19 protein-coding genes and 1 pseudogene are annotated in these 20,253 nt (G+C 61.2%); 11 read left to right on the top strand and 9 right to left on the bottom strand.

Annotation, left to right across the window (positions count from 1 at the left end; translation table 11 throughout):
- Complete coding sequence (locus CQ020_RS03465) at positions 1–516, bottom strand: DoxX family membrane protein (protein ID WP_105690564.1); 516 nt, start codon at positions 514–516, stop codon at positions 1–3.
- 181 nt (positions 517–697) lie between these two features.
- On the opposite strand from CQ020_RS03465, the gene CQ020_RS03460 reads away from it, so the two are divergent.
- Both CQ020_RS03460 and rsrA read left to right on the top strand, forming a co-directional pair.
- Positions 698–1,495, top strand: coding sequence for a sigma-70 family RNA polymerase sigma factor (locus tag CQ020_RS03460; protein WP_105690563.1), 798 nt, complete (start codon positions 698–700; stop codon positions 1,493–1,495).
- Entirely contained in the window at positions 1,492–1,752 is a 261-nt protein-coding gene (rsrA, locus tag CQ020_RS03455; protein WP_105690562.1) for a mycothiol system anti-sigma-R factor, read from the top strand. The genes CQ020_RS03460 and rsrA overlap by 4 nt, the downstream gene beginning before the upstream one ends.
- Positions 1,753–1,901: 149 nt before the next feature.
- Here rsrA and CQ020_RS24700 read toward each other — a convergent pair whose 3' ends face one another.
- The 6 genes and pseudogenes from CQ020_RS24700 to CQ020_RS03430 form a co-directional block, all read right to left on the bottom strand.
- On the bottom strand, positions 1,902–1,976 hold the full coding sequence (locus CQ020_RS24700) for a 50S ribosomal protein bL37 (RefSeq protein WP_369299106.1): 75 nt from the start codon (positions 1,974–1,976) through the stop codon (positions 1,902–1,904).
- Positions 1,977–2,090: 114 nt separating this feature from the next.
- Positions 2,091–2,705 carry a PadR family transcriptional regulator gene (locus CQ020_RS03450; protein WP_105690561.1) on the bottom strand — a complete coding sequence of 205 codons (615 nt, stop codon included), beginning with the start codon at positions 2,703–2,705 and terminating at the stop codon, positions 2,091–2,093.
- Positions 2,705–3,553 carry a DUF4097 family beta strand repeat-containing protein gene (locus CQ020_RS03445; RefSeq protein ID WP_105690560.1) on the bottom strand — a complete coding sequence of 283 codons (849 nt, stop codon included), beginning with the start codon at positions 3,551–3,553 and terminating at the stop codon, positions 2,705–2,707. Before CQ020_RS03445 ends, CQ020_RS03450 begins: the two co-directional genes overlap by 1 nt.
- 99 nt (positions 3,554–3,652) lie before the next feature.
- Positions 3,653–4,674: pseudogene (locus tag CQ020_RS03440) on the bottom strand (serine hydrolase domain-containing protein).
- A 296-nt stretch (positions 4,675–4,970) separates the two neighbouring features.
- A complete protein-coding gene (locus CQ020_RS03435; RefSeq protein ID WP_062066298.1) occupies positions 4,971–5,618 on the bottom strand; it encodes a GDSL-type esterase/lipase family protein in 648 nt (215 codons plus the stop codon).
- Positions 5,619–5,708: 90 nt separating this feature from the next.
- The gene (locus tag CQ020_RS03430; protein WP_105690559.1) at positions 5,709–9,503 is read right to left on the bottom strand and encodes a multifunctional oxoglutarate decarboxylase/oxoglutarate dehydrogenase thiamine pyrophosphate-binding subunit/dihydrolipoyllysine-residue succinyltransferase subunit; all 3,795 of its coding nucleotides are present in this window, start codon (positions 9,501–9,503) and stop codon (positions 5,709–5,711) included.
- Positions 9,504–9,989: 486 nt separating this feature from the next.
- On the opposite strand from CQ020_RS03430, the gene CQ020_RS03425 reads away from it, so the two are divergent.
- From CQ020_RS03425 to CQ020_RS03405, 5 genes are all read left to right on the top strand, one after another.
- Entirely contained in the window at positions 9,990–11,342 is a 1,353-nt protein-coding gene (locus CQ020_RS03425) for a hemolysin family protein (RefSeq protein WP_105690558.1), read from the top strand.
- Positions 11,339–12,409, top strand: a complete 1,071-nt coding sequence (locus tag CQ020_RS03420) for a hemolysin family protein (RefSeq protein WP_105690557.1) — start codon at positions 11,339–11,341, stop codon at positions 12,407–12,409. Before CQ020_RS03425 ends, CQ020_RS03420 begins: the two co-directional genes overlap by 4 nt.
- Before the next feature lie 108 nt (positions 12,410–12,517).
- Positions 12,518–13,519 carry a metal ABC transporter solute-binding protein, Zn/Mn family gene (locus tag CQ020_RS03415; protein WP_105690556.1) on the top strand — a complete coding sequence of 334 codons (1,002 nt, stop codon included), beginning with the start codon at positions 12,518–12,520 and terminating at the stop codon, positions 13,517–13,519.
- Positions 13,520–13,655: 136 nt separating this feature from the next.
- Positions 13,656–14,489, top strand: coding sequence for a metal ABC transporter ATP-binding protein (locus tag CQ020_RS03410; RefSeq protein ID WP_181151736.1), 834 nt, complete (start codon positions 13,656–13,658; stop codon positions 14,487–14,489).
- Positions 14,490–15,380, top strand: coding sequence for a metal ABC transporter permease (locus CQ020_RS03405; RefSeq protein WP_105690554.1), 891 nt, complete (start codon positions 14,490–14,492; stop codon positions 15,378–15,380). It abuts the gene before it with no gap.
- Here CQ020_RS03405 and CQ020_RS03400 read toward each other — a convergent pair.
- Entirely contained in the window at positions 15,377–15,844 is a 468-nt protein-coding gene (locus CQ020_RS03400) for a Fur family transcriptional regulator (protein ID WP_105690553.1), read from the bottom strand. The genes CQ020_RS03405 and CQ020_RS03400 overlap by 4 nt on opposite strands.
- Positions 15,845–15,938: 94 nt before the next feature.
- Here CQ020_RS03400 and CQ020_RS03395 point away from each other — a divergent pair, with 94 nt between their 5' ends.
- Positions 15,939–16,592, top strand: a complete 654-nt coding sequence (locus CQ020_RS03395; protein WP_105690552.1) for an MBL fold metallo-hydrolase — start codon at positions 15,939–15,941, stop codon at positions 16,590–16,592.
- On the opposite strand, the gene CQ020_RS03390 is transcribed toward CQ020_RS03395, so the two are convergent.
- On the bottom strand, positions 16,589–17,671 hold the full coding sequence (locus tag CQ020_RS03390; RefSeq protein ID WP_105690551.1) for a PLP-dependent cysteine synthase family protein: 1,083 nt from the start codon (positions 17,669–17,671) through the stop codon (positions 16,589–16,591). The two genes, CQ020_RS03395 and CQ020_RS03390, sit on opposite strands and share 4 nt — an antisense overlap.
- Before the next feature lie 71 nt (positions 17,672–17,742).
- Between CQ020_RS03390 and CQ020_RS03385 the strand changes: the two genes are divergently transcribed.
- The 3 genes from CQ020_RS03385 to CQ020_RS03375 are packed head-to-tail and all read left to right on the top strand — an operon-like array spanning position 17,743 to position 20,236.
- Positions 17,743–18,660, top strand: a complete 918-nt coding sequence (locus CQ020_RS03385; protein WP_105690550.1) for a sulfurtransferase — start codon at positions 17,743–17,745, stop codon at positions 18,658–18,660.
- Entirely contained in the window at positions 18,657–19,811 is a 1,155-nt protein-coding gene (locus tag CQ020_RS03380) for an NAD(P)-dependent alcohol dehydrogenase (protein WP_105690549.1), read from the top strand. The genes CQ020_RS03385 and CQ020_RS03380 overlap by 4 nt, the downstream gene beginning before the upstream one ends.
- Positions 19,808–20,236 carry an HIT family protein gene (locus CQ020_RS03375; protein ID WP_105690548.1) on the top strand — a complete coding sequence of 143 codons (429 nt, stop codon included), beginning with the start codon at positions 19,808–19,810 and terminating at the stop codon, positions 20,234–20,236. Before CQ020_RS03380 ends, CQ020_RS03375 begins: the two co-directional genes overlap by 4 nt.
- Positions 20,237–20,253: the final 17 nt, after the last annotated feature.

Here is a 20,253-nt window from a genome sequence, read left to right as displayed (position 1 = left end):
TTATGCTCCAACTGCGTTGTCAACGGCCTGGCGAACTGCTTTGTCTGCACGCTTGATCTGCTTGCCTGTGACCTTCTTGGCATCGGCGGCCAAGTGCTCTGCCCGCCAAGCGATGCTCGGACGGCCCGCTGTATCAACAGAGGCCAGAAGAACCCCGCCCGTGAGGGAAATGTTCTTCAACAGCCGGGCTTTGCGGGCGCTGCGGCCTTCCTTGGTGCTGATGTCTGCAGAACGCCACTCGACGTAGGAGTTCAACGCCGACGTTATGGTGAGGACCGTTGCAGCGAAGCGGGAAAGTTTGCCGAGCCCGAGGAGGGCTCCGGCTCCCAGCTGCGCTCCGCCGATCAAGCGTGCAAGTGTCTTTTCGTCAGCTTTGAAAGGCAGGGATTCGGAGGCGCGACGAAGGACTGGCGAGAGTTGTTTCGCAGTGTCGTCCGCATTCCTGAGCTTGTCCAGCCCTGCGACGACGAAGCTGGACGCGAGCATGGGACGTGCGAGAAAACGGATAACAGACATGTCTTGCCTCCTGGATGGCTTGCCACATTAGTTCGATGAGTGTTGTGTTCAAGGGGTGCAGTCTGCTCTAGTCTTGCACTTTTGCGGAATATTTACCCGGCAGCAACCGTTGTGAACCACAGGTGCGGCGGAGACCGGACCGCGGCATGGTGTATGCCGCCAGTTGAACGGAGTTGGTTTTTTGACTTTGGTTAAGGACCGGTTGATGCTTCCGGAGCCTGGATATGGAATGCAGCCGGAATCCCGGCAGCTGACAGTAGACTTGGCAACGATGAGCACCACTGAACCGGCCGCAGCGGCCACGTACCAGACAGCCGGCGCGGATGACGACGCGGTGGAGGTAAACGACGTCGATCCTGCTTCGGAGACTCCCGAACAGCGGCGGGCGCGCTTCGAGCGTGACGCCATGCAGTACGTGGACCAGCTGTATTCGGCCGCAATGCGGATGGCGCGAAACCCATCCGATGCTGAAGATCTGGTCCAAGAGGCCTACACCAAGGCGTTTTCGGCTTTCCATCAGTACAAGCCGGGGACCAACCTCAAGGCCTGGCTGTACCGAATCCTCACCAACACCTACATCAACCTCTATCGGAAGCGGCAGCGGGAGCCGCTGCAGTCCAACTCGGACACGATCGAGGATTGGCAGTTGGCCAAGGCAGAGTCGCATACCTCGGCCGGCCTGCGGTCAGCGGAGACCGAGGCCCTGGATCACCTCCCGGACTCCGACGTGAAGAACGCCTTGCAGTCGATCCCTGAAGAATTCCGCCTGGCGGTTTACTTCGCGGATGTTGAAGGGTACGCGTACAAGCAGATTTCAGAGATTATGAACACCCCGATCGGCACGGTCATGTCACGGTTGCACCGCGGCAGGAAGATGCTGCGGGACATGTTGGCGGACTATGCCGCCGAACGGGGCTTCAGGGCCCAAACCGATGACCAGGCCGCGGCCGGAAGCAACAATCAGGAGAAAGAGAAATGAGCGACTGCCAGGGATTGGGCGATTGCGACGATACGCGAATGCAGCGGATCTACGAGTACCTCGACGGTGCACTGACCCGCGAGGATCTCACTGAGATCAAGCGGCACCTGGACACCTGCGGGGAGTGTGCCGAGCAGTATGACCTTGAGTGCCTCATCCGCACCATGGTGAAGCGTTCGTGCACTGAATCCGCCCCGGAGAACCTGAAGAACTCAATACTCGACCGGATCCACGCCATCAAGCCTGTAGAGGCCTGATTCTGTCCTGATCCTGCAGGGTTGATGACTTCTCAGTGGTTGTACATTGCTGAGCTGGGTCAACGTATCCACCCCTAACGTCGAAGGCCCCGGAAACCGCATGGTTTCCGGGGCCTTCGCTTTTAAGCCTGTAACGCTAAGCCGGTGGCTTAGGTGTTGGGACGCTTGCCGTGGTTCGCGCCGCCGCGCTTACGGTCACGACGCTTACGTGCACGCTTGCTCATAGCTGGCCTCCTTCAAGGATTGATACTCAATAAAGCTGCCCTCCAGTTTCGCACATCCGGGTGCTGCGCCGCGAACCGGGCCGGTTTTGTGGTGCTGGAATGCCGCCCGGCTGGTCAGTTCTGCAGCGAATTCCTGATTGATATGCGGGCTTGGTCCAGTACGGTGCGTACGGTTTCAAGCGCCAAGGGAGTTAGTGGCTGCGAGGCGCCGTGTTGGCGTAACTCCACACGGATGTCGTCCCTGAAGGACTGAACCAATAATTCCGCTTCCTTGAGGATGCGCTGGCTCTCGGGAGTGTAACCCGCCGTCCTGCTTCTGAAAGTAGATGAAGAAGCGCTGCTTCGCGCAGCCTCAGCAGTGGCCGCGAGATCTGCCCGCAAGCCGCGCATATTGGAGCGGATGTCCTCCCGCAGGTTGTCGGCGAGCCGTCTGACGGAGGCGGATATGGTGTCTTCGACATCGGCCAGCTCCTGCCGTCTGCTGTCCAGTTCAGCCCGACCGGCGTCGGTAATGAGGTACTTGGTGCGGCGCCCTTCAGTCTCCGTGGCAACGAGGCCTTCCTCCTCCAGCTTGCCCAAGCGCGGGTAGATGGTGCCGGCGCTGGGGGAGTAGGTACCCCCGAAGCGGTCGCCCAACGCCTTGATCAACTCGTAGCCGTGCTTCGGGCCTGTCTCGAGCAATGCAAGCAGGTACAGCCGCAGCGCCCCGTGCGCGAAGACGGGAGGCATCAGAGGCCCGCTTCCCCGGGGACGGGGTGGCCGTTTTCCGGTGTGGGCGCCGATCCGTGCATGATGTACGTCTTGCCGGAGACGGTGTTGGTCCTGACCAGCATCAGCCTTTCGTCGGGGCCGACAATAGTATGAACATTGCTGCCGGGTTGGGCATACATTTGGTCATCTATCACCACAGTTCCGCTGGCCGACTTCGCCACGATATCCAGGCCGACGTCGTGCGGCAGCCGGATGGTCAAGTCTCCGGAGACGGAGTTGGCACCAAGGTCGCTGGTGTAGTCATGGAGGTCGAAGCTGAGGTCGCCGCTTATAGTGCTCGCGCGGATATTCTTGAACTTTCCGGAAGCGGTAACTTCCCCTGAGACGCTCTTGGCGGTCAGGACGCCGTCGTGGTTTCTGGCGATGACCTCGCCGCTGACCGTATTGACGTGCAATTCGCCGCTTGTGCCGTCCGCAAGGACCGAGCCGGAAACCGTGTTCAGCCGGGTGCGTCCCCTGATGCCCGAGACCATGCCGTCACCGCTGACGGTACCGGCCTCAACATCGACGCCGTTTGGCAGCGCTATGCCAACGATCACCGAGTTGGTGCTGGTGTTGTTGACCGTGCCCATCAGGTTGCGGAACCAGCCCTGCGGTCCCTGCAATTGGTGACGTACTTCCAGTCTTCCGTCAACAAGGGTGACTGTCAGGGGGTCGCCCGTTATCTCGCTGATTTCAATCCGGACAAACGGTTCGTGGTGTGTAACGACGTCAAAACGGCCTTTGACTATGCCCAGCTTGAGAGAGTGGACATTCTCGACATTGATGGTTTGCGGGCCCGTCACGGTCCATAGTTCCTCAGACATGATCCCTCCAAGTTGCGATATATCGCGTTATGTAAGACACGATATATCGCGTTCAGCCAGGAGGCAATGGTTGTTGGCTGCTGATTGATGGCAGTTGGCCTACGGCCGGTAAATCTTCCCGATGAGCGAGCGGGCGATGGTCACGGCCGGGTCCTTTCCATCGGCGGTGGGTGCCAGGTTGGTCCACACCACAAGCGAGACGGAATTCACCGGGTCGCTGCCCATGAACGTGTTGAAGCCCGGAAGTTCTCCGGTGTGGCCATAGAGGTTGCCGACTTCGCAATTCCTAAACCATAGGAGGCGCCGCCCGGCGTGTCCGGATTAGTCGGCGTGACGGTCTCAAGCCTTTTTTGTTGCAGTTCAGCCTTCAGGAGCTTTCCGTTGACGAGGGCCTCACCAAGAGTCAACAGGTCAGTGGCCGTGGAGATCCCCGCACCAGCTGCCCAAGCCCACGATGGGTTGACGTCGGTGACGTCGTTGGGCGCGAGCGTGCCGGCGATGGCTTCCTGCTGCATGGCCTCCGGGAGCGCGGGGTTCGTCATGGTCAGGACGTTGTCCCCGTAGAAGTAGCCCTGCGGATGAGGTTCGGGAATGCTGTTGGAAGAGACGTCGGGGAACACTGTTCCTTTCATGCCCAGCGGCTCAAAGATGCGTTCCTTGAACAGTTGTCCCAACGGTTTGCCGTCGATTTTCTCGGCGATGAGGCCGAGCAGGACTGTGTTGGTGTTGGAGTAGTGGAAACCCTGTCCAGGTGCAAAGTACGGTGGGTGTTTGTAGGCCAGAGCAAGAAGTTCGTCCGGTTGCCAGGCCCGTTGCGGGTCCGTGTCCATGGCCGAATTGAGCTCGAGAGTCTCGGTGTAGTTGAACAGGCCGCTGCGCATGGTCAGTAGCTGATCGATGGTGATGTTGTCCCCGTTGGGAACGTCGGGCCGGTGCCTTGACACCGGATCATCCAAGGACAACTTGCCCTCCTGAACCATCTGCAGAATGGCAGTTGTGGTCCAGGTCTTGGTAACGGAACCCACCCGGATATGGTCCTCGGTGGATACTGCGCGCTGAGCGTCGCGGACACCAGTGCCGTACGAAGCCGTGAGGGTTCCCTCGGGGGTCACCAATAACATCACCGCCCCCGGGACAAGGACTTCCTTCGCGGTCCGCTCGAAGTCGGCGCGCAGGGTTCCGGCGTCGAAGGGCTGCAACGCAGCCGAGGCCGTTGACGCCGAGGCCGTTGACGTCGATGCCGTCGCCGGAGCCGTTGATGGCGAGGATGTTGATGACGACGCCGCGGGCGTGGCCGTAGACGACGTCGCTGAGGGGGCGGGAGGACCGGAACTGCAGGAAACTGTGGCCGTGACAGCGGCGACGATGGCCGCTGTGACTGTTGCTCTGACAGAAACCTGCATGTTCCGCGTCATGGCTACTCCGGTTGAGCGATATTAAGCCATTGGAACCAGCCGCGGTGCAGGACGAGCCACGCGATCAATCCGTAGCCTGCCTGGCCCGGTGTTCCCCCATTGGCTGCGAGGTCCGTCCTCCACTGCTCATGATTGAGCAAGGGAGAGAACGTGTCAACGTAATGATGGTTCCGCCTGGTGGTGACGTCGGCAAAGGCGGTGTTCAGTTCGGCCAGCCGTTTGTTGCGGGCGGGATCCAAGGTGGGCGGCGGGCCCACCACAAAGACCTCCACACTGCTGTGCGAGGCACCGTCGAGGATGTTGGCAAGATTCAGCCGGCTGCGTGCCGTGGACAGGCCAAACTCAAGGTCGCGCCCCGAAAGGCCGATCACGAGTCTATTCTCATGCTGATCGCTGAAGCGCCTTCCGGCTTCATCCTGCCAGCGCGAGGCAAGGCCCTCGGTACCTTCCATGGGGCAGGGGAGCGGGAAACTTTCCACCACAACGGAGTCCTGGGGTGTGCGGGCCAGCACTCTTCCGAGCCAACCCAAGGCGCGGGGATCCCCCAGGCCCGCGAGTAGTTCATCTCCTACAGCTGCGATGCGCAGCTTCCTGTCTTCCACGGTTACCTCTTCACACTCGTTGCGGTCCTTGCACAGTTTCCGGATCATGCGCCGGTTTGGAAACCGGGTACCTGTCCCATTAAACAGAACTGCCCGGCCTAAGGCGCGCACATCGCTCCTCAGGCCGGGCAGTTTTGCTTACTTGCGTTCGAACGCCTGCTTTATCAGGGCATCCTGTTCAGCGGCGTGGCGCTTCATGGATCCGGCAGCGGTGGATGCCGAAGCCGGACGCGACACGAGGCGGAGCTTGCGGTCAAGTTCCGGCGCCAGGTTCAGGCCCATGAACGGCCAGGGACCCTGGTTGGCAGGCTCGTCCTGTGCCCACACGATGTCAGCGTTCGGGTACTTGGCGAGCTCGGCGTCAATCTCAGCCTTGGGCAGCGGGTACAGCTGCTCTACGCGGATGATCGCAGTCGAGGTATCGCCGGACTTTTGACGGTTGGACAGGAGGTCGTAGTACAACCGGCCGGAGACCAGGATGACGCGGTCCACATTGGCCGGCTGCACGTCCGGGTCACCAATAACCGTCTTGAAGCCGCCGGTGGTGAAGTCCTCAACAGCCGAAGCTGCACCCTTGAGGCGGAGCAGCTGCTTGGGTGTGAAGATGATCAGCGGCTTCCGCGGACGGCTGTAGGCCTGGCGGCGCAATAGGTGGAAGTGCGAGGCAGCAGTCGTGGGGTTGGCCACGATCATGTTGTCCTCGGCGCACATCTGAAGGAAGCGCTCAATACGTGCCGACGAGTGGTCAGGCCCCTGGCCTTCGTAGCCGTGCGGGAGCATGAGCACCAGCGAGGAGCGCTGGCCCCACTTCTGTTCAGCAGAGGAAATGAACTCGTCAATGATGGTTTGGGCGCCATTGACGAAGTCACCGAACTGGGCTTCCCAAAGAACCAAAGCATCCGGACGCTCCACCGAGTAGCCGTATTCGAAGCCCATGGCAGCGTATTCGGACAACAGGGAGTCGTAGATCCACAGCTTCGCCTGGTCATCGGAAAGGTTGCCCAGAGGCAGCCATTCGTTACCGTTGGCGCGGTCGTGGAACACGGCATGGCGCTGGACGAACGTGCCACGGCGCGAGTCCTGGCCCGCAAGGCGCACGGGTACGCCTTCCATGATCAGTGAGCCGAAAGCTGCGATTTCGCCGAAGCCCCAGTCGATGCCGCCTTCACGGGACATCTGCTCACGCTTCTCCAGAAGCTGCTTGAGCTTGGAGTGAACGGTGAAGCCCTCCGGGATTTCCAGGTGCGCCTTGCCGATGCGGGCAAGGGTTTCCACGGAAATTGCGGTGGACGCCGGGGAGTTGGTCCCGAAGTCAGCCTGCTGTGCAATGGGACGCTCGATGTCCGAGACGGCAGCGGAGTCCGCAGTGATGATCGGGATGGGCGACGTCTGTGCGGCGTGCGTCTCGGCGAAGACGCGCTCAAGGCGCTCCTGGTAGTCGCGGAGCAGCTGCTCTGCTTCTTCCTCGGTGATATCCCCGCGGCCGATGAGCGACTCGGTGTACAGCTTGCGGACGGAGCGCTTGGCTTCGATCAGGTTGTACATGAGCGGCTGGGTCATCGAGGGATCGTCGCCTTCGTTGTGACCACGACGGCGGTAGCAGACCATGTCGATGACGACATCCTTGTGGAAACGCTGACGGAACTCGTAGGCAAGCTGCGCAACGCGCACCACGGCCTCGGGGTCGTCGCCGTTCACGTGGAACACCGGTGCCTGGATCATCTTGGCAACGTCCGTGGAGTACGTGGACGAACGCGATGACGACGGCGCCGTGGTGAAGCCAACCTGGTTGTTGACGATCACGTGGATGGTGCCGCCGGTGCGGTAGCCGCGCAGCTGCGAGAGGTTGAGGGTTTCAGCCACAACACCCTGGCCGGCGAAAGCGGCGTCACCGTGGACCATGATGGGCAGAACAGGGAAAGACTCACCCTGGTCCAGACGGTCCTGCTTTGCCCGGACGATGCCCTCAAGGACGGAGTCCACGGCTTCCAGGTGCGACGGGTTGGCGGCCAGGTAGACCTTGGTCTGCTTGCCGTTGTCCGAGGTGAATGTGCCTTCGGTGCCGAGGTGGTACTTGACGTCACCGGAACCCTGGACGGAGCGGGGGTCCTGGGTGCCCTCAAATTCGCGGAAGACCTGTGCGTAGGTCTTGCCAGCGATGTTGGTCAGCACGTTGAGGCGGCCACGGTGGGCCATGCCAATGGCAACTTCGTCCAGTCCGTCGTCGGCTGCGTCCGAGATAACGGCGTCCAGCAGCGGAATCAGCGACTCGCCACCTTCGAGGGAGAAGCGCTTCTGGCCAACGAACTTGGTCTGCAGGAAGGTCTCGAAAGCTTCTGCGGCGTTGAGCTTGGAGACGATGCGCAACTGCTCTTCGCGGCTCGGCTTGGAATACGGGTGCTCCAGCTGATCCTGGAACCACTTGCGTTCGGCAGGCTCCTGGATGTGCATGTATTCGATGCCCGTGGTGCGGCAGTAGGCGTCGCGGAGAACGCCGAGGATGTCGCGGAATTTGAGCTGAGGCTTGCCGCCAAATCCGCCGGTAGGCCACTCGCGGTCCAGGTCCCACAGGGTCAGCCCGTAGGTCAGGACGTCAAGGTCCGGGTGCTTGCGCTGCACGTACTCCAAAGGATCGGTGTCAGCCATGAGGTGGCCGCGCACACGGTAGGAGTGGATCAGCTGCTGGATGCGGGCAACCTTGTTGATCTCGTCGGCCGGGTCCACCTGGAGGTCCGGGCTCCAGCGCACGGGCTCGTACGGGATGCGCAGGGCTTCGAAGATTTCATCGTAGAAGTTCTGTGCGCCGAGGAGGAGCTGGTGGACCAGCTTGAGGAACTCGCCGCTGCCTGCGCCCTGAATGACGCGGTGGTCATAGGTGGAGGTCAGGGTGAGGATCTTGCTGATGGCGTTCTGGGCGATGATCTTCTCGCTGGCACCCTGGAACTCGGCCGGATAGTCAAGGGCTCCGACGCCGATGATGGCAGCCTGCCCCTTGGAGAGGCGCGGCACGGAGTGGACTGTGCCGATGCCGCCGGGGTTGGTCAGGGAAACCGTTGTTCCTGCGTGGTCATCAGCAGTCAGCTTGCCATTGCGGGCGCGCTTGATGAGGTCCTCGTAGGTGTGCCAGAACTCGGCGAAGTCCATGGTCTCGGCCTTCTTGATGTTGGGAACCATCAGGAGGCGGGTGCCATCGGGCTTGGGCATATCAATGGCGATGCCGAAGTTGACGTGTGCAGGCTGCACAGCGCTCGGCTTGCCGTCGATTTCGTCGTAGTAGACGTTCATCGAGGGGAACTGGGAGAGCGCACGGACAACGGCATAGCCGATGAGGTGCGTGAAGGACACCTTGCCACCGCGGGCGCGGGCAAGGTTGGAGTTGATGACCACACGGTTGTCAATGAGCAGCTTGGCAGGAACTGCCCGGACGCTCGTGGCGGTGGGCACTTCCAGGCTGGTCACCATGTTGGTGGCAATGGCCTTGGCCGGGCCGCGGAGGACGGAAACGACGTCTTCCTCGGGTGCTGTGGGAGCTTTGGTGCTCTTGGGCAGCTGTGCCGGGATGGGCTGGGCCGTGGCTCCGGCGACGGGCTTCTTTGCTCCGTCCCGGGCAACCGTGGCGGGTGCCTTCTTCGCCGGGGCGGGTGCCGCCGGTGCAGACTCAGGGGCAGCTGCGGGAGCGGCCGGCGTCGGTGCCGGTGCCGCTGCGGCCGGAGCTACGACAGGAAGTACTTGTGTAGGGGGATTGGCAGCCGAAGCGGCTGCGGAGGATCCGTTGGAAGAAGTGCCGTCACCGGAAGCAAAGGACTCGAACAGCGGCCACCACTTGGCGTCGACCGAATTCTTGTCCTGTTGGTACCGCTCGTACAGTTCGTCAACGAGCCACTCGTTTCCGCCAAATTCCTCTGGTAGACGGTGGCTGGGCTGCTCTGGCACTTGAAATACGCCTCTTCCATGAGTGTTGTTTTCCCGCTGGCCACAGATGCTCTCCACCATGACGGGCCAGGGTCCGGGTCCCGCGAACTCAGACCCATGTCAGTCTAGTTAGCATCGTTGGTTAACTGCCAATAGTGGTGACCTAAATCATGTTGCGGCTGACTTAATGGGCATGTCCTTCTTCTTGGAAGCGTACGTGACGCCGGCGAGGCGTCACTGGCCTGCGGACTGTAGACTGAAATCCTTATGGACAGTAAATCTAGGTGCCGGCCTGGGAACTGTCGGGGGAGTCATTCTGGCTACTCCGTACAGCGTGCCCGTCGAGCCGGCAACACCCGTTCACATGCCCATCACGCGCCGGCGCTCCTCGCCGGTGGTGCCGCGGACCGTGCGTCCGCGGGACCCGACCAGCCTCCGCCGGGGCGAATCCCCGCGCCGCAGGCATTATCTCCGCTGCTCGTGACCACTCTTGGAGTGATGCGCTAAGTGGAATGGATTCTTCTCCTTGCCGGGTTTGCCTTGATTCTTGGCACCGGCTTCTTTGTAGCAGTTGAGTTTTCCCTGGTTGCTTTGGACCAAGCCAGCGTTCAGCGCGCAGTGGATAACGGCGATCACGCTGCTGCTCCGCTGCTGAAGTGCCTTAAGTCCCTCTCAACACAGCTTTCCAGTTGCCAGCTGGGTATTACCCTGACCACCCTGTTGACGGGTTTCGTCATGGAGCCTTCTGTTGGCCAGCTGTTGGTGGGACCCCTCGGCCTGATGGGCTTGGCTCCGGAAGTGGCTCATTCGGTGGCGCTGATTGTAGCCATGGCTTTCGCCACCCTCCTGTCGATGCTTCTGGGCGAGCTGGTCCCCAAGAACATGGCCATTGCCCTCGCTTTCCCTTTGGGTAAGCGCCTTGCGCGACCCCAGCTGATGTTCACCGCGGTTTTCAAACCGGCAATCGTGGTGCTCAATGGTTTCTCGAACAAGGTGTTGAACCTGTTCGGCCTTGAAGCCAAGGAAGAGATCTCGGGGGCAAGGACCCCTGCGGAACTCGCTTCGTTGGTGCGGCGCTCCGCCGAGTTGGGGACATTGGATGCAGGCACGGCAAACTTCGTTGCCCGGACCTTGAACTTTTCCGGACGCACTGCGGCGGATGTCATGACGCCGCGTATCCGCATGGAAACGATCGACGCCGACCAGCCGGTCTCCGATGTCCTGGACGCCGCGCGGCGAACCGGATACTCCCGATTCCCTGTCATTGGTGATTCCACCGACGACATCCGGGGTGTTGTCCACGTCAAGAAGGCGGTAGCTGTGCCCGCTGAGCGTCGGGGCAAGCTTGAGGCCGGTGCCATCATGACAGACGTGCTGCAGGTCCCGGAGACGATCCACTTGGACGCCCTCCTCGCTGAATTGCGGGAAGGCAACCTCCAACTTGCCGTGGTGCTGGACGAATACGGCGGAACCGCCGGCATCACCACCCTTGAGGACCTTGTGGAGGAAATCGTCGGTGAGGTTGCTGACGAGCACGACAAGGTTCGGCCGGGAGTGCTGCAGAGTGCATCCGGAGACTGGTACTTCCCGGGCTTGTTGAGGCCGGATGAAGTTTCCGAGCAAATTCCCAACCTCACTGTCCCCGACGAATCTGCCTACGAAACCGTGGGTGGCTACGTTATGAGCCAGCTGGGACGCATAGCGAGGACGGGCGACGTCGTTGAAACCGTCGGCGGGACGCTGACAGTTACAAGGATGGACGGCCGAAGGATCGACAGGATTTGTTTTCATCACGTGGAGACTGAGCCGTCGACGCCTGAGGACGCCGGGAATTCGCGTCATGAAGCAGGTGCACTATGAGCGACTGGGTAGGAATTGTCTGGCTCGTGGTGCTTCTGATCGGCAACGCCTTCTTTGTGGGTGCTGAGTTCGCGGTCATGTCCGCGCGTCGGAGCCAGATTGAGCCCTTGGCGGAAGCTGGCTCCAAGCGTGCGCAAACAACGCTGCGAGCCATGGAAAATGTGTCGCTGATGCTCGCCTGTGCGCAACTGGGCATCACCGTCTGTTCACTGCTGATCCTTCAGGTTGCGGAGCCTGCCATCCATCATCTGTTGGCTGAGCCCCTTGAACTGGTGGGCGTCCCTGTTGAGCTGGCAGACATCATCGCGTTTGCCATCGCCTTGCTGTTTGTCACGTTCCTTCACGTCACCTTTGGCGAAATGGTGCCCAAGAACATCTCGGTTTCCGTCGCGGACAAGGCGGCTCTCTTGTTGGCGCCGCCGCTGATGTTCATCGCCCGTGTGGTGAACCCGATTATCTGGTCACTGAACTGGCTGGCCAACCACATCCTGCGGCTGATGAAGATTGAGCCCAAGGATGAAGTGTCTTCGTCATTCACGCTTGAGGAAGTGCAGTCGATTGTTCAGGAGTCCACACGCCATGGGTTGGTGGACGACGACGCCGGGCTGTTGAGTGGTGCTCTGGAATTCTCGGAGCACACGGCGTCACACATTATGGTTCCCCTGGACAAGCTGGTGGTGCTGAAGACTGCATCCACCCCCGTCGATTTGGAGAAGGCGGTGAGCCGCACCGGATTCTCGAGGTTCCCGATGATTGACGACGACGGCGAACTCGCCGGATACCTGCACGTGAAGGACATCCTGTCCATTCCGGAGGAGGGCAGGAAGCACCCGATTGCCGAGGGCCGGATCCGGTCATTGGCCAACCTTGCCCCGGACGACGAAATCGAACAGGCCATGTCCGTCATGCAGCGCACTGGTTCGCACTTGGCCCGCGTGGTGGGTACGGGCGGAGAGACTCAGGGTGTGTTGTTCCTGGAGGACGTCATTGAGCAGTTGGTCGGTGAGATCCGCGATGCTACCCAGGCAACCGGTATACGCCGCTACGGTGGCCAGCAGGTGCAGTAGAGCGTGATGGACCAGTCTGGCGTTGCCCGGGTTTCGGGTGACGCCAGACCTGCCTAAATAGGAATCATTCCCATTTAGGGCTACACTGAGATCTGCCAGTAATTGTGTTTGATTCTCATTTTGAGTAGATCCGAGGTCTTCGTGCGTCGTTCCGCCACCCGCCTGTCCGTGGCCGCTACAGCAGCTCTTTCCGCCCTGCTGCTGTCCTCTTGTGCCGGTACCGCCGGGGCCAACAATGAGTCGTCAGCAGGCGCCATTGAGGTTGTCACTTCTACAAACGTCTACGGGGATGTTGTGAAGGCGATCGGAGGGGACAAGGTCAACGTGAGCTCCATCATCACCAAGACAAGCCAGGACCCGCACTCCTATGAGGCAAGCGCCCAGGACAAGCTGGTGATCTCCAAAGCCAAGCTCGTGGTGGAGAACGGTGGTGGCTATGACGAGTTCCTCCACAAGATTGCCGATGAGACAAAGGTCGGCCACGAGAACATGATCAGCGCCGTCGAGGTTTCAGGACTTGCTCCGGAAGAGGAAGGCCACAGCGAAGAAGCCCACAGCGAAGAGGGCCATACCCATAACCACGGAGAGTTCAACGAGCACGTCTGGTACAGCCTGGACACCATGGGCAAGCTCGCCGATGCTGTTGCCACCAAGCTTGGCAGCCTGGATGCGGGATCGGCTGCCACCTTCACTTCGAATGCCGAAGCCTTCAAAGCCAAGCTTGCTGACCTCACCGGAAAGCTCGACGCCGTCAAGGCCGCCAACGAGCACGCGCCGGTAGCTGTGACCGAACCCGTACCGTTGTACCTCCTGGAGGCGGCCGGTCTGGAAAACAAGACCCCCGAGGCTTACAGTGCCGCCATTGAAGAGGAAACAGATGTCCCGGCCGCTGTGCTGAAGGAAACCACTGACCTGGTCAGTGCCAAGTCAGTGAGGTTCCTTGCCTATAACGAGCAGACGGAGGGGCCTCAGACTGAAAGTGTCAAACGGGCCGCAGAAGCCGCCGGCGTTCCGGTGGTGAACTTCACGGAGACGCTGCCTGAAGGCAAAGATTACGTCCAGTGGATGGCCGACAATGTGGAAGCAGTCTCCTCCGCACTCAAGAAGTAGCCTTTCCTGAGACCCCGTATGCGGTGAAGGGCCCTGCCAACGTCCTAAGATATTCAGGATGGCTGCGGGGCCTTTTGCCTGCCACCTGCACGGCCGCGAATACCAGCGGCACAACTGACTGCGTTCCCAGCAGCGCATGGATCGAGGACAACTTTTGACACCGGTAGTGAGCCTCCGTGGAGCGAGCCTTCAGTTTGGTAAGAGGACGCTCTGGCGGGATCTCGACCTCGATATCAATCCTGGAGAGTTCTTCGCCGTCCTGGGGCCCAACGGCAGCGGCAAGACCAGCTTCCTCAAGGTTCTCCTTGGGCTGCAGGAATTGCATTCGGGGACGGTTTCGCTGGGTGGTCACCCGGTGGAACGCGGAAGCAAAAAAATCGGCTATATCCCTCAGCAGAAATCGTTTGCCCCTGACACCCCGCTGCGCGCCCGCGACCTGGTGGGGCTGGGGATCGATGGTCACCGCTGGGGGATGCGGTTCGCGTCCGGCAACGTCAACCAGCGGATCGACCAGCTGCTGGAGCAAGTGGGCGCGTCAGACTACGCCAAGGTGCCGGTGGGACAGTTGTCCGGTGGCGAGCAACAACGTCTCCGGGTGGCGCAAGCATTGGCTACAGAACCACAGGTTCTCCTGTGCGACGAGCCGTTGCTGTCCCTGGACCTCCATCATCAGCAGGGGGTCAGCTCACTGATCAACCAGCAATGCCACGAGCGGAACAGCGCAGTGGTGTTCGTGACCCATGAAATCAATCCTGTGATCGACTACGTGGACCGGGTGCTCTACCTGGCCGGTGGAAAATTCCGTGTGGGAACGCCGAAGGAAGTCATGACCACGGAAGTTCTCTCCGAGTTGTACGACAGCCATGTGGAAGTCATCCACGCCAATGGAAGGATTGTGGTGGTGGGTCTACCCGACGCAACCACCCACTTCCATGACGAAGCCCACGCAAACACCGCGGAGGAGTTCTAGATGGACCTCGAGAGCATCCTGGCGACCATTTTCAACTTCGAGAACTACGGTGAATTGCTGGTCCTCGTCCAGAATTCCATCTGGGCAGGTGCCGTACTGGGGCTCCTGGGTGGGCTTGTTGGTACGTTCGTGATGAAGCGGGATCTCGCTTTCGCGGTCCACGGCATCTCCGAGCTCTCCTTCGCCGGGGCGGCCTTTGCCCTGCTGATCGGTGCCGACATCATCTTCGGTTCCCTCATTGGCTCCGTGGCCGCGGCTGTGCTTCTGGGTTTTATGGGAGTCAGGGCACGGGACAAGAACTCGATCATTGGTGTGATCATGCCGTTCGGCTTGGGCCTGGGCATCCTGTTTCTGGCCCTCTATGAGGGCCGCGCGGCAAATAAATTCGGTCTTCTGACCGGTCAGATAGTTTCCGTTGACACGGTGCAGCTGCAGGTACTTGCCGGCACGGCTGTGGTGGTGATGATCGCGTTGGCGGCAATCTGGCGTCCTCTGAGCTTCGCCAGTGTGGACCCTGAGATGGCCGAGGCCCGGGGCGTTCCCGTCCGTGGCCTGGCCATCGGCTTCATGGTGCTGCTGGGTGTCAGTGTGGCCCTGTCCATCCAGATTGTTGGCGCGTTGTTGGTCCTCGCCCTGCTGATCACGCCGGCGGCTGCCGCGTTGAGGGTAACGACGTCACCCCGGCTGGTAGTGCTGTTGAGCGTGGTGTTCGCAATGACGGCAACTGTGGGCGGAATCCTCCTGGCCCTTGGCAGCCGCATTCCCATCAGCCCCTACGTCACCACGTTGTCGTTCTTGATCTACGTGGTGTGCCGGGTGATCGGACGTGTCCGCACCAAGAGGGGCCTCAACGGACGGGTGTCACGGGACCAGCCCGCGGGTGCCCTCTAGAGCTTTCCGGCGGCTTTCCTGGCCGTGCACTCAGGGCATAGCCCAAAGATTTCCACAGTGTGAGCCACTTCGGTGAAGCCATGTTCAGCTGCGGTACGGGCCGCCCAGGTCTCGACGGCGGGCGCTTCCACCTCTTCGGCCTTGCCACAGTTGCGGCACAGCAAGTGGTGGTGATGTCCTGTGACCGCGCAGCGCCGGTAAACGGCCTCGCCGTCGCCGTTCCGAAGGACATCAATGAGGCCGTCGTCAGCCAAGGACTGCAGGATCCGATATGCCGTGGCCAGCGACACGGAGATGCCTTTGTTCTGCAGCAGCCGGTAGAGCTCCTGGGTGCTGACAAAGTCATCCAATTCGTCCAGGGCGGCGCTGACAGCCAAGCGTTGCTTGGTGACCCGCTGCTCCTTGACGCCGCTGGTGGCCGGCGCTGCGTTGCCGGTCGTGGCGGAATTGGTGCCCTGTGGCATTGAAAGACTCACTTCCCTGGGGATGCTGGCAAACCCCAATTTTACCAGTAGGGGAGGCTTGGAAACTGTCAGGGTGCGCCCCTAGGCTGTGTCCATGAAGCTCACCAAGTACACCCACGCCTGTGTCCGGTTGGAGAAGGAGGGAAAGGTTCTGGTGATCGACCCCGGGACTTTCTCCGAGTCCGAGGAAGCGTTGAGTGGAGCCCACGCCGTACTTGTTACCCACGAGCACAATGACCACATCGATCATCCGGCGGTGACTGCAGCCCTGCGGAGCAACAGTGCGCTGGAGGTTCACGCGCCAGCCGGGGTGGCCGCTGCTCTGAAGGAAAACACCGATGTCGCCGATCGCGTGCATGCCGTGGAGCCCGGCTCCAGCTTTGAAGCGGCAGGGTTCAGCATCCGGACTTTCGGTGGACAACATGCCGTCATCCACGCACAGATCCCCGTGGTGGCGAATATCGGCTACTTGGTGGACGGGAACGTCTTTCACCCCGGAGATTCGTTCGTTGTACCCGACGGCATCGACGTCCAAACCCTCCTGGTTCCCCTCCATGCTCCCTGGTCCAAAGTGGGCGAAGTGGTGGACTTCGTGATCTCGGTCCGTGCCCCCAAGGCATTTCCGGTCCACGACGGACTGCTCAACGAACTGGGCCGTGGGCTCGTCGAGGGACATGTCACCCGGATCGGCGCCCGTTACGGAACCACCTACAGCCGTCTGGCTCCGAAGGAGTCCGTGGAGCTCTAACCCGTCCACACCCCTTCGCTGTGAAACCGTTCCAGCACTGCTTCGTGGGGTGCCGAGTCCAAGCCGTGCGCGGCCAACCATCCGGCGTCGTTGTAGCTGCCCGCGTAACGATCGCCGGCGTCGCACATGAGCGAAACGATGCTGCCCCGGCGGCCCTCCGCCACCATCGCGGCCACCAGCTGCCAGACGCCCCAAAGATTGGTTCCGGTGGATGGCCCTGCGTGCAGGCCAGTGAGTTTCCGCAAGTGCCGCATGGCGGCGACCGAGGCGGCGTCGGGCACTTGGATCATGTGGTCGATGACTGCCGGGACGAAGCTGGGCTCAGACCGCGGCCGGCCGATCCCCTCGATCCTGGACGGCAGGCCCGTGGCAGCTGCCGCGTCTCCGTCGCGCCACGCCGGGTAGAAAGCGGAGTTCTCGGGGTCCACGACGGCAAGCCGGGTGTCATATCGGTTGTATCGAAGGTAGCGGCCAATGGTGGCGCTGGTACCGCCGGTGCCCGCACCAACCACAATCCATTCCGGAATAGGGTGTTCTTCCAAAGAGAGCTGGTCGAAGATCGATTCCGCGATATTGTTGTTGCCGCGCCAATCCGTGGCCCGTTCGGCGTAGGTGAATTGATCCATGTAGTAGCCACCCGACGTCTTTGCGGTCTCTTCCGCAACGGCGTAAACCTCTGAAGCATGGTCAACCAGCAGGCATGCGCCCCCGAAGTCCTCAATCAGTGCGATCTTCTCCGGGCTGGTGGTCTTGGTCATGACCGCAATGAAGGGCAACCCGATGAGCCGGGCAAAGTAGGCCTCGGACACAGCGGTGCTCCCGCTTGAGGCTTCCACGATGGTGGTGCCTTCGGTAATCCAGCCGTTGACCAGGCCGTAGAGGAACAAGGACCTGGCCAAACGGTGCTTGAGGCTTCCCGATCTGTGGGTCGATTCGTCCTTAAGGTACAGATGGACTCCCCAGTGGTCCGGGAGTGGAACCGCATAAAGGTGGGTGTCGGCCGAGCGGTTATTCTCAGCTTCGATCTTCCGGATGGCCTCGTTGGCCCATGCCCTGTCCTGAATACACGAATTGCTCACCGGATAAGCCTAGGCTGGAATTCAGGCACCGGCAGCAACGGAGCCAAAGCCGCCGGAACGAAGGAGAACTTATGGCCACGCTGATAAGCGCGTCGGAACTGCACGCGCGCCTCGAATCCGGGAAACGCACTGTACTTCTGGACGTCCGCTGGGTCCTGGGCCGTACTGATGGACACGTTGAATACCAAAACGCCCACCTTCCGGGCGCGGTGTTCGTGGATCTCCCCACAGAGCTGGCTGACCACGCACAGCCCCGGCAAGGCCGCCATCCTCTGCCAAGCAGTGAGCGCTTTCAGGAATCCGCGCGAAAGTGGGGGATCAACGACGGCGACACCGTGGTGGCGTACGACAACAGCGGCAGTATGGCTGCGGCACGCGTTTGGTGGATGCTGCGGAATGCTGGCTTTGACTCTGTGTACCTGCTCGACGGCGGCCTGGCCGCATGGCGTGCGGCTGGCTACCCGGTGGAATCCGGTGAGGCGAGTCCCGCCGTCGGAAATGTCATGCTGAGTGCGGGCCGCATGCCTGCCCTCACGGAGCAAGAGGCGGGGCAGTGGCACCGTAACGGCGTGTTGCTGGACGCCCGGGCAGGGGAACGGTACCGGGGTGAGGTGGAACCCATCGATCCCAGGGCAGGGCACATCCCCGGCGCAGTGAGCGCGCCCACAACGGGGAATGTCGCAGCTGATGGCACGTTCCTTCCAGCCGAGGAGTTGCAGCGGCGTTTTGAGGAGCTGGGCCTGGACCGTTCCACCAACGTGGCTGTCTATTGCGGATCCGGGGTGACGGCTTCCCATGAGATCGCTGCCTTGGAGATCGCCGGATACCAGGCTGCGCTGTATCCGGGCTCGTTCTCGCAGTGGTCCAACAACGCCGCGAATCCAGTGGCCCTTGGGGTGGATCCCTTTGATGAAGGCGCTGATGGTGCCGGTGATCACGCCGGCCCAAGTGGCACCAGCACGTCTGCCGGGAGTAGCGTCGGAGCATGACTCCCGGACGCCCCGTACCCCCGCCCCTGGCCAAACCCATCACTCTTGACGCGGATGGGTCCGATGCTGAAACCAGGACGCTCGCTGCAGCGTACGGCGCAACCTCGCCCGATAGCGGCTTGGTGCCACTGACTGTTGCGCGCCGGGTCCCCACCGCGGACGACATCGAGATCGCGATCGAATTCTGCGGTCTGTGCCATTCAGACGTCCATGCCACGCGTGGAGAATGGCGGGTCCCGCCCTACCCGCTGGTGCCCGGCCATGAAATCGTAGGCAAGGTAACCCGCGTCGGATCCGCGGTACAGGACTTTGCTCCGGGCGACCGCGTGGGCGTCGGCTGCATGGTGGACTCCTGCCGTGAATGTGAAAGCTGCCTTGATGGCCTGGAACAGTATTGCGAACGGGGCAACATCGGGACGTACGGCGCTGCCGACCCCCGCCATGGCGACGAGATCACCCAGGGTGGCTATTCGACGTCGGTAGTGGTTGACAAGCGCTTTGTGCTGCGGGTTCCCGAAGCCCTGGACGCAGCAGCGGCAGCTCCCTTGCTGTGCGCCGGAATTACCACCTACTCTCCACTGCGGTATTTCGATGTAGAAGAAGGCGACTCTGTAGGTGTTGTGGGCTTGGGAGGACTGGGCCATATGGCCGTGAAGATCGCCAAAGCCATGGGGGCCGAGGTCACCGTTTTCACCACGTCCGAATCCAAATTCGAAGCTGCCCGCGAGCTGGGCGCAGACCATGTGGTCCTGTCCAAGGATGCCGACGCCATGGACGCTGCCAACCGGAGCATCGACGTCATCATCGACACCGTCGCAGCGCCACATGATCTCAACCCGTATTTCCGGACCCTTCGCCTGGATGGCGCCCTCTTCCAGCTGGGACTCCCTGCCGATGACATGCCACCGGTCAGCCCCGGACTGCTCATCCGCCGCCGGCTCGCCTACGCGGGTTCGTTGATCGGAGGCATCGAGGAAACGCAGGAAATGTTGGATTTCTGTGCCGAACACGGAGTTGTGAGCGACATTGAGATGGTGACAGCCGGGCAACTCAACGAAGCTTATGACCGCATGGTGGCCGGAGACGTGAAGTACCGTTTCGTACTGGACACCTCAACACTTCAAGAACCATCCGAAAGGGCAGACGCATGAGCACGCTGTTCACCAAGATCATCAATGGGGAGATCCCGGGCCGCTTTGTCTGGAAGGACGAGGACGTGGTGGCGTTCCTGACCATCGCGCCGCTTACGCACGGGCACACACTGGTGGTGCCGCGTGAAGAGGTGGACTCATGGACGCATGCCAGCCCTGAATTGCTGGCCAAGGTCATGGACGTTGCACAGAGCATCGGCAAGGTGCAGGAGAAGCTGTTTGACGCCAAGCGCGTGGGCGTCCTGATGGAAGGGTTCGAGGTGGAGCACTTGCATGTGCACGTGTGGCCGGCGTACTCCACCGCGGACTTCGAAGTACACAACGTGGATCACAACCCGGATCCCGCCGTCATGGACGCCACTGCGGTTAAGCTTCGTGCCGCTCTCCGGACGGCTGGCCACGGGGATGCGGTCCCAGCGGACTGAGTCTCGCCCATGAGTTA

Origin of the sequence: Arthrobacter sp. MYb23 (genome assembly GCF_002979775.1) — a bacterium.
Lineage (GTDB): Bacteria > Actinomycetota > Actinomycetes > Actinomycetales > Micrococcaceae > Arthrobacter.
The sequence above is the reverse complement of the archived record's forward strand: the minus strand, read 5'-3'. Positions and strand labels throughout refer to the sequence as shown.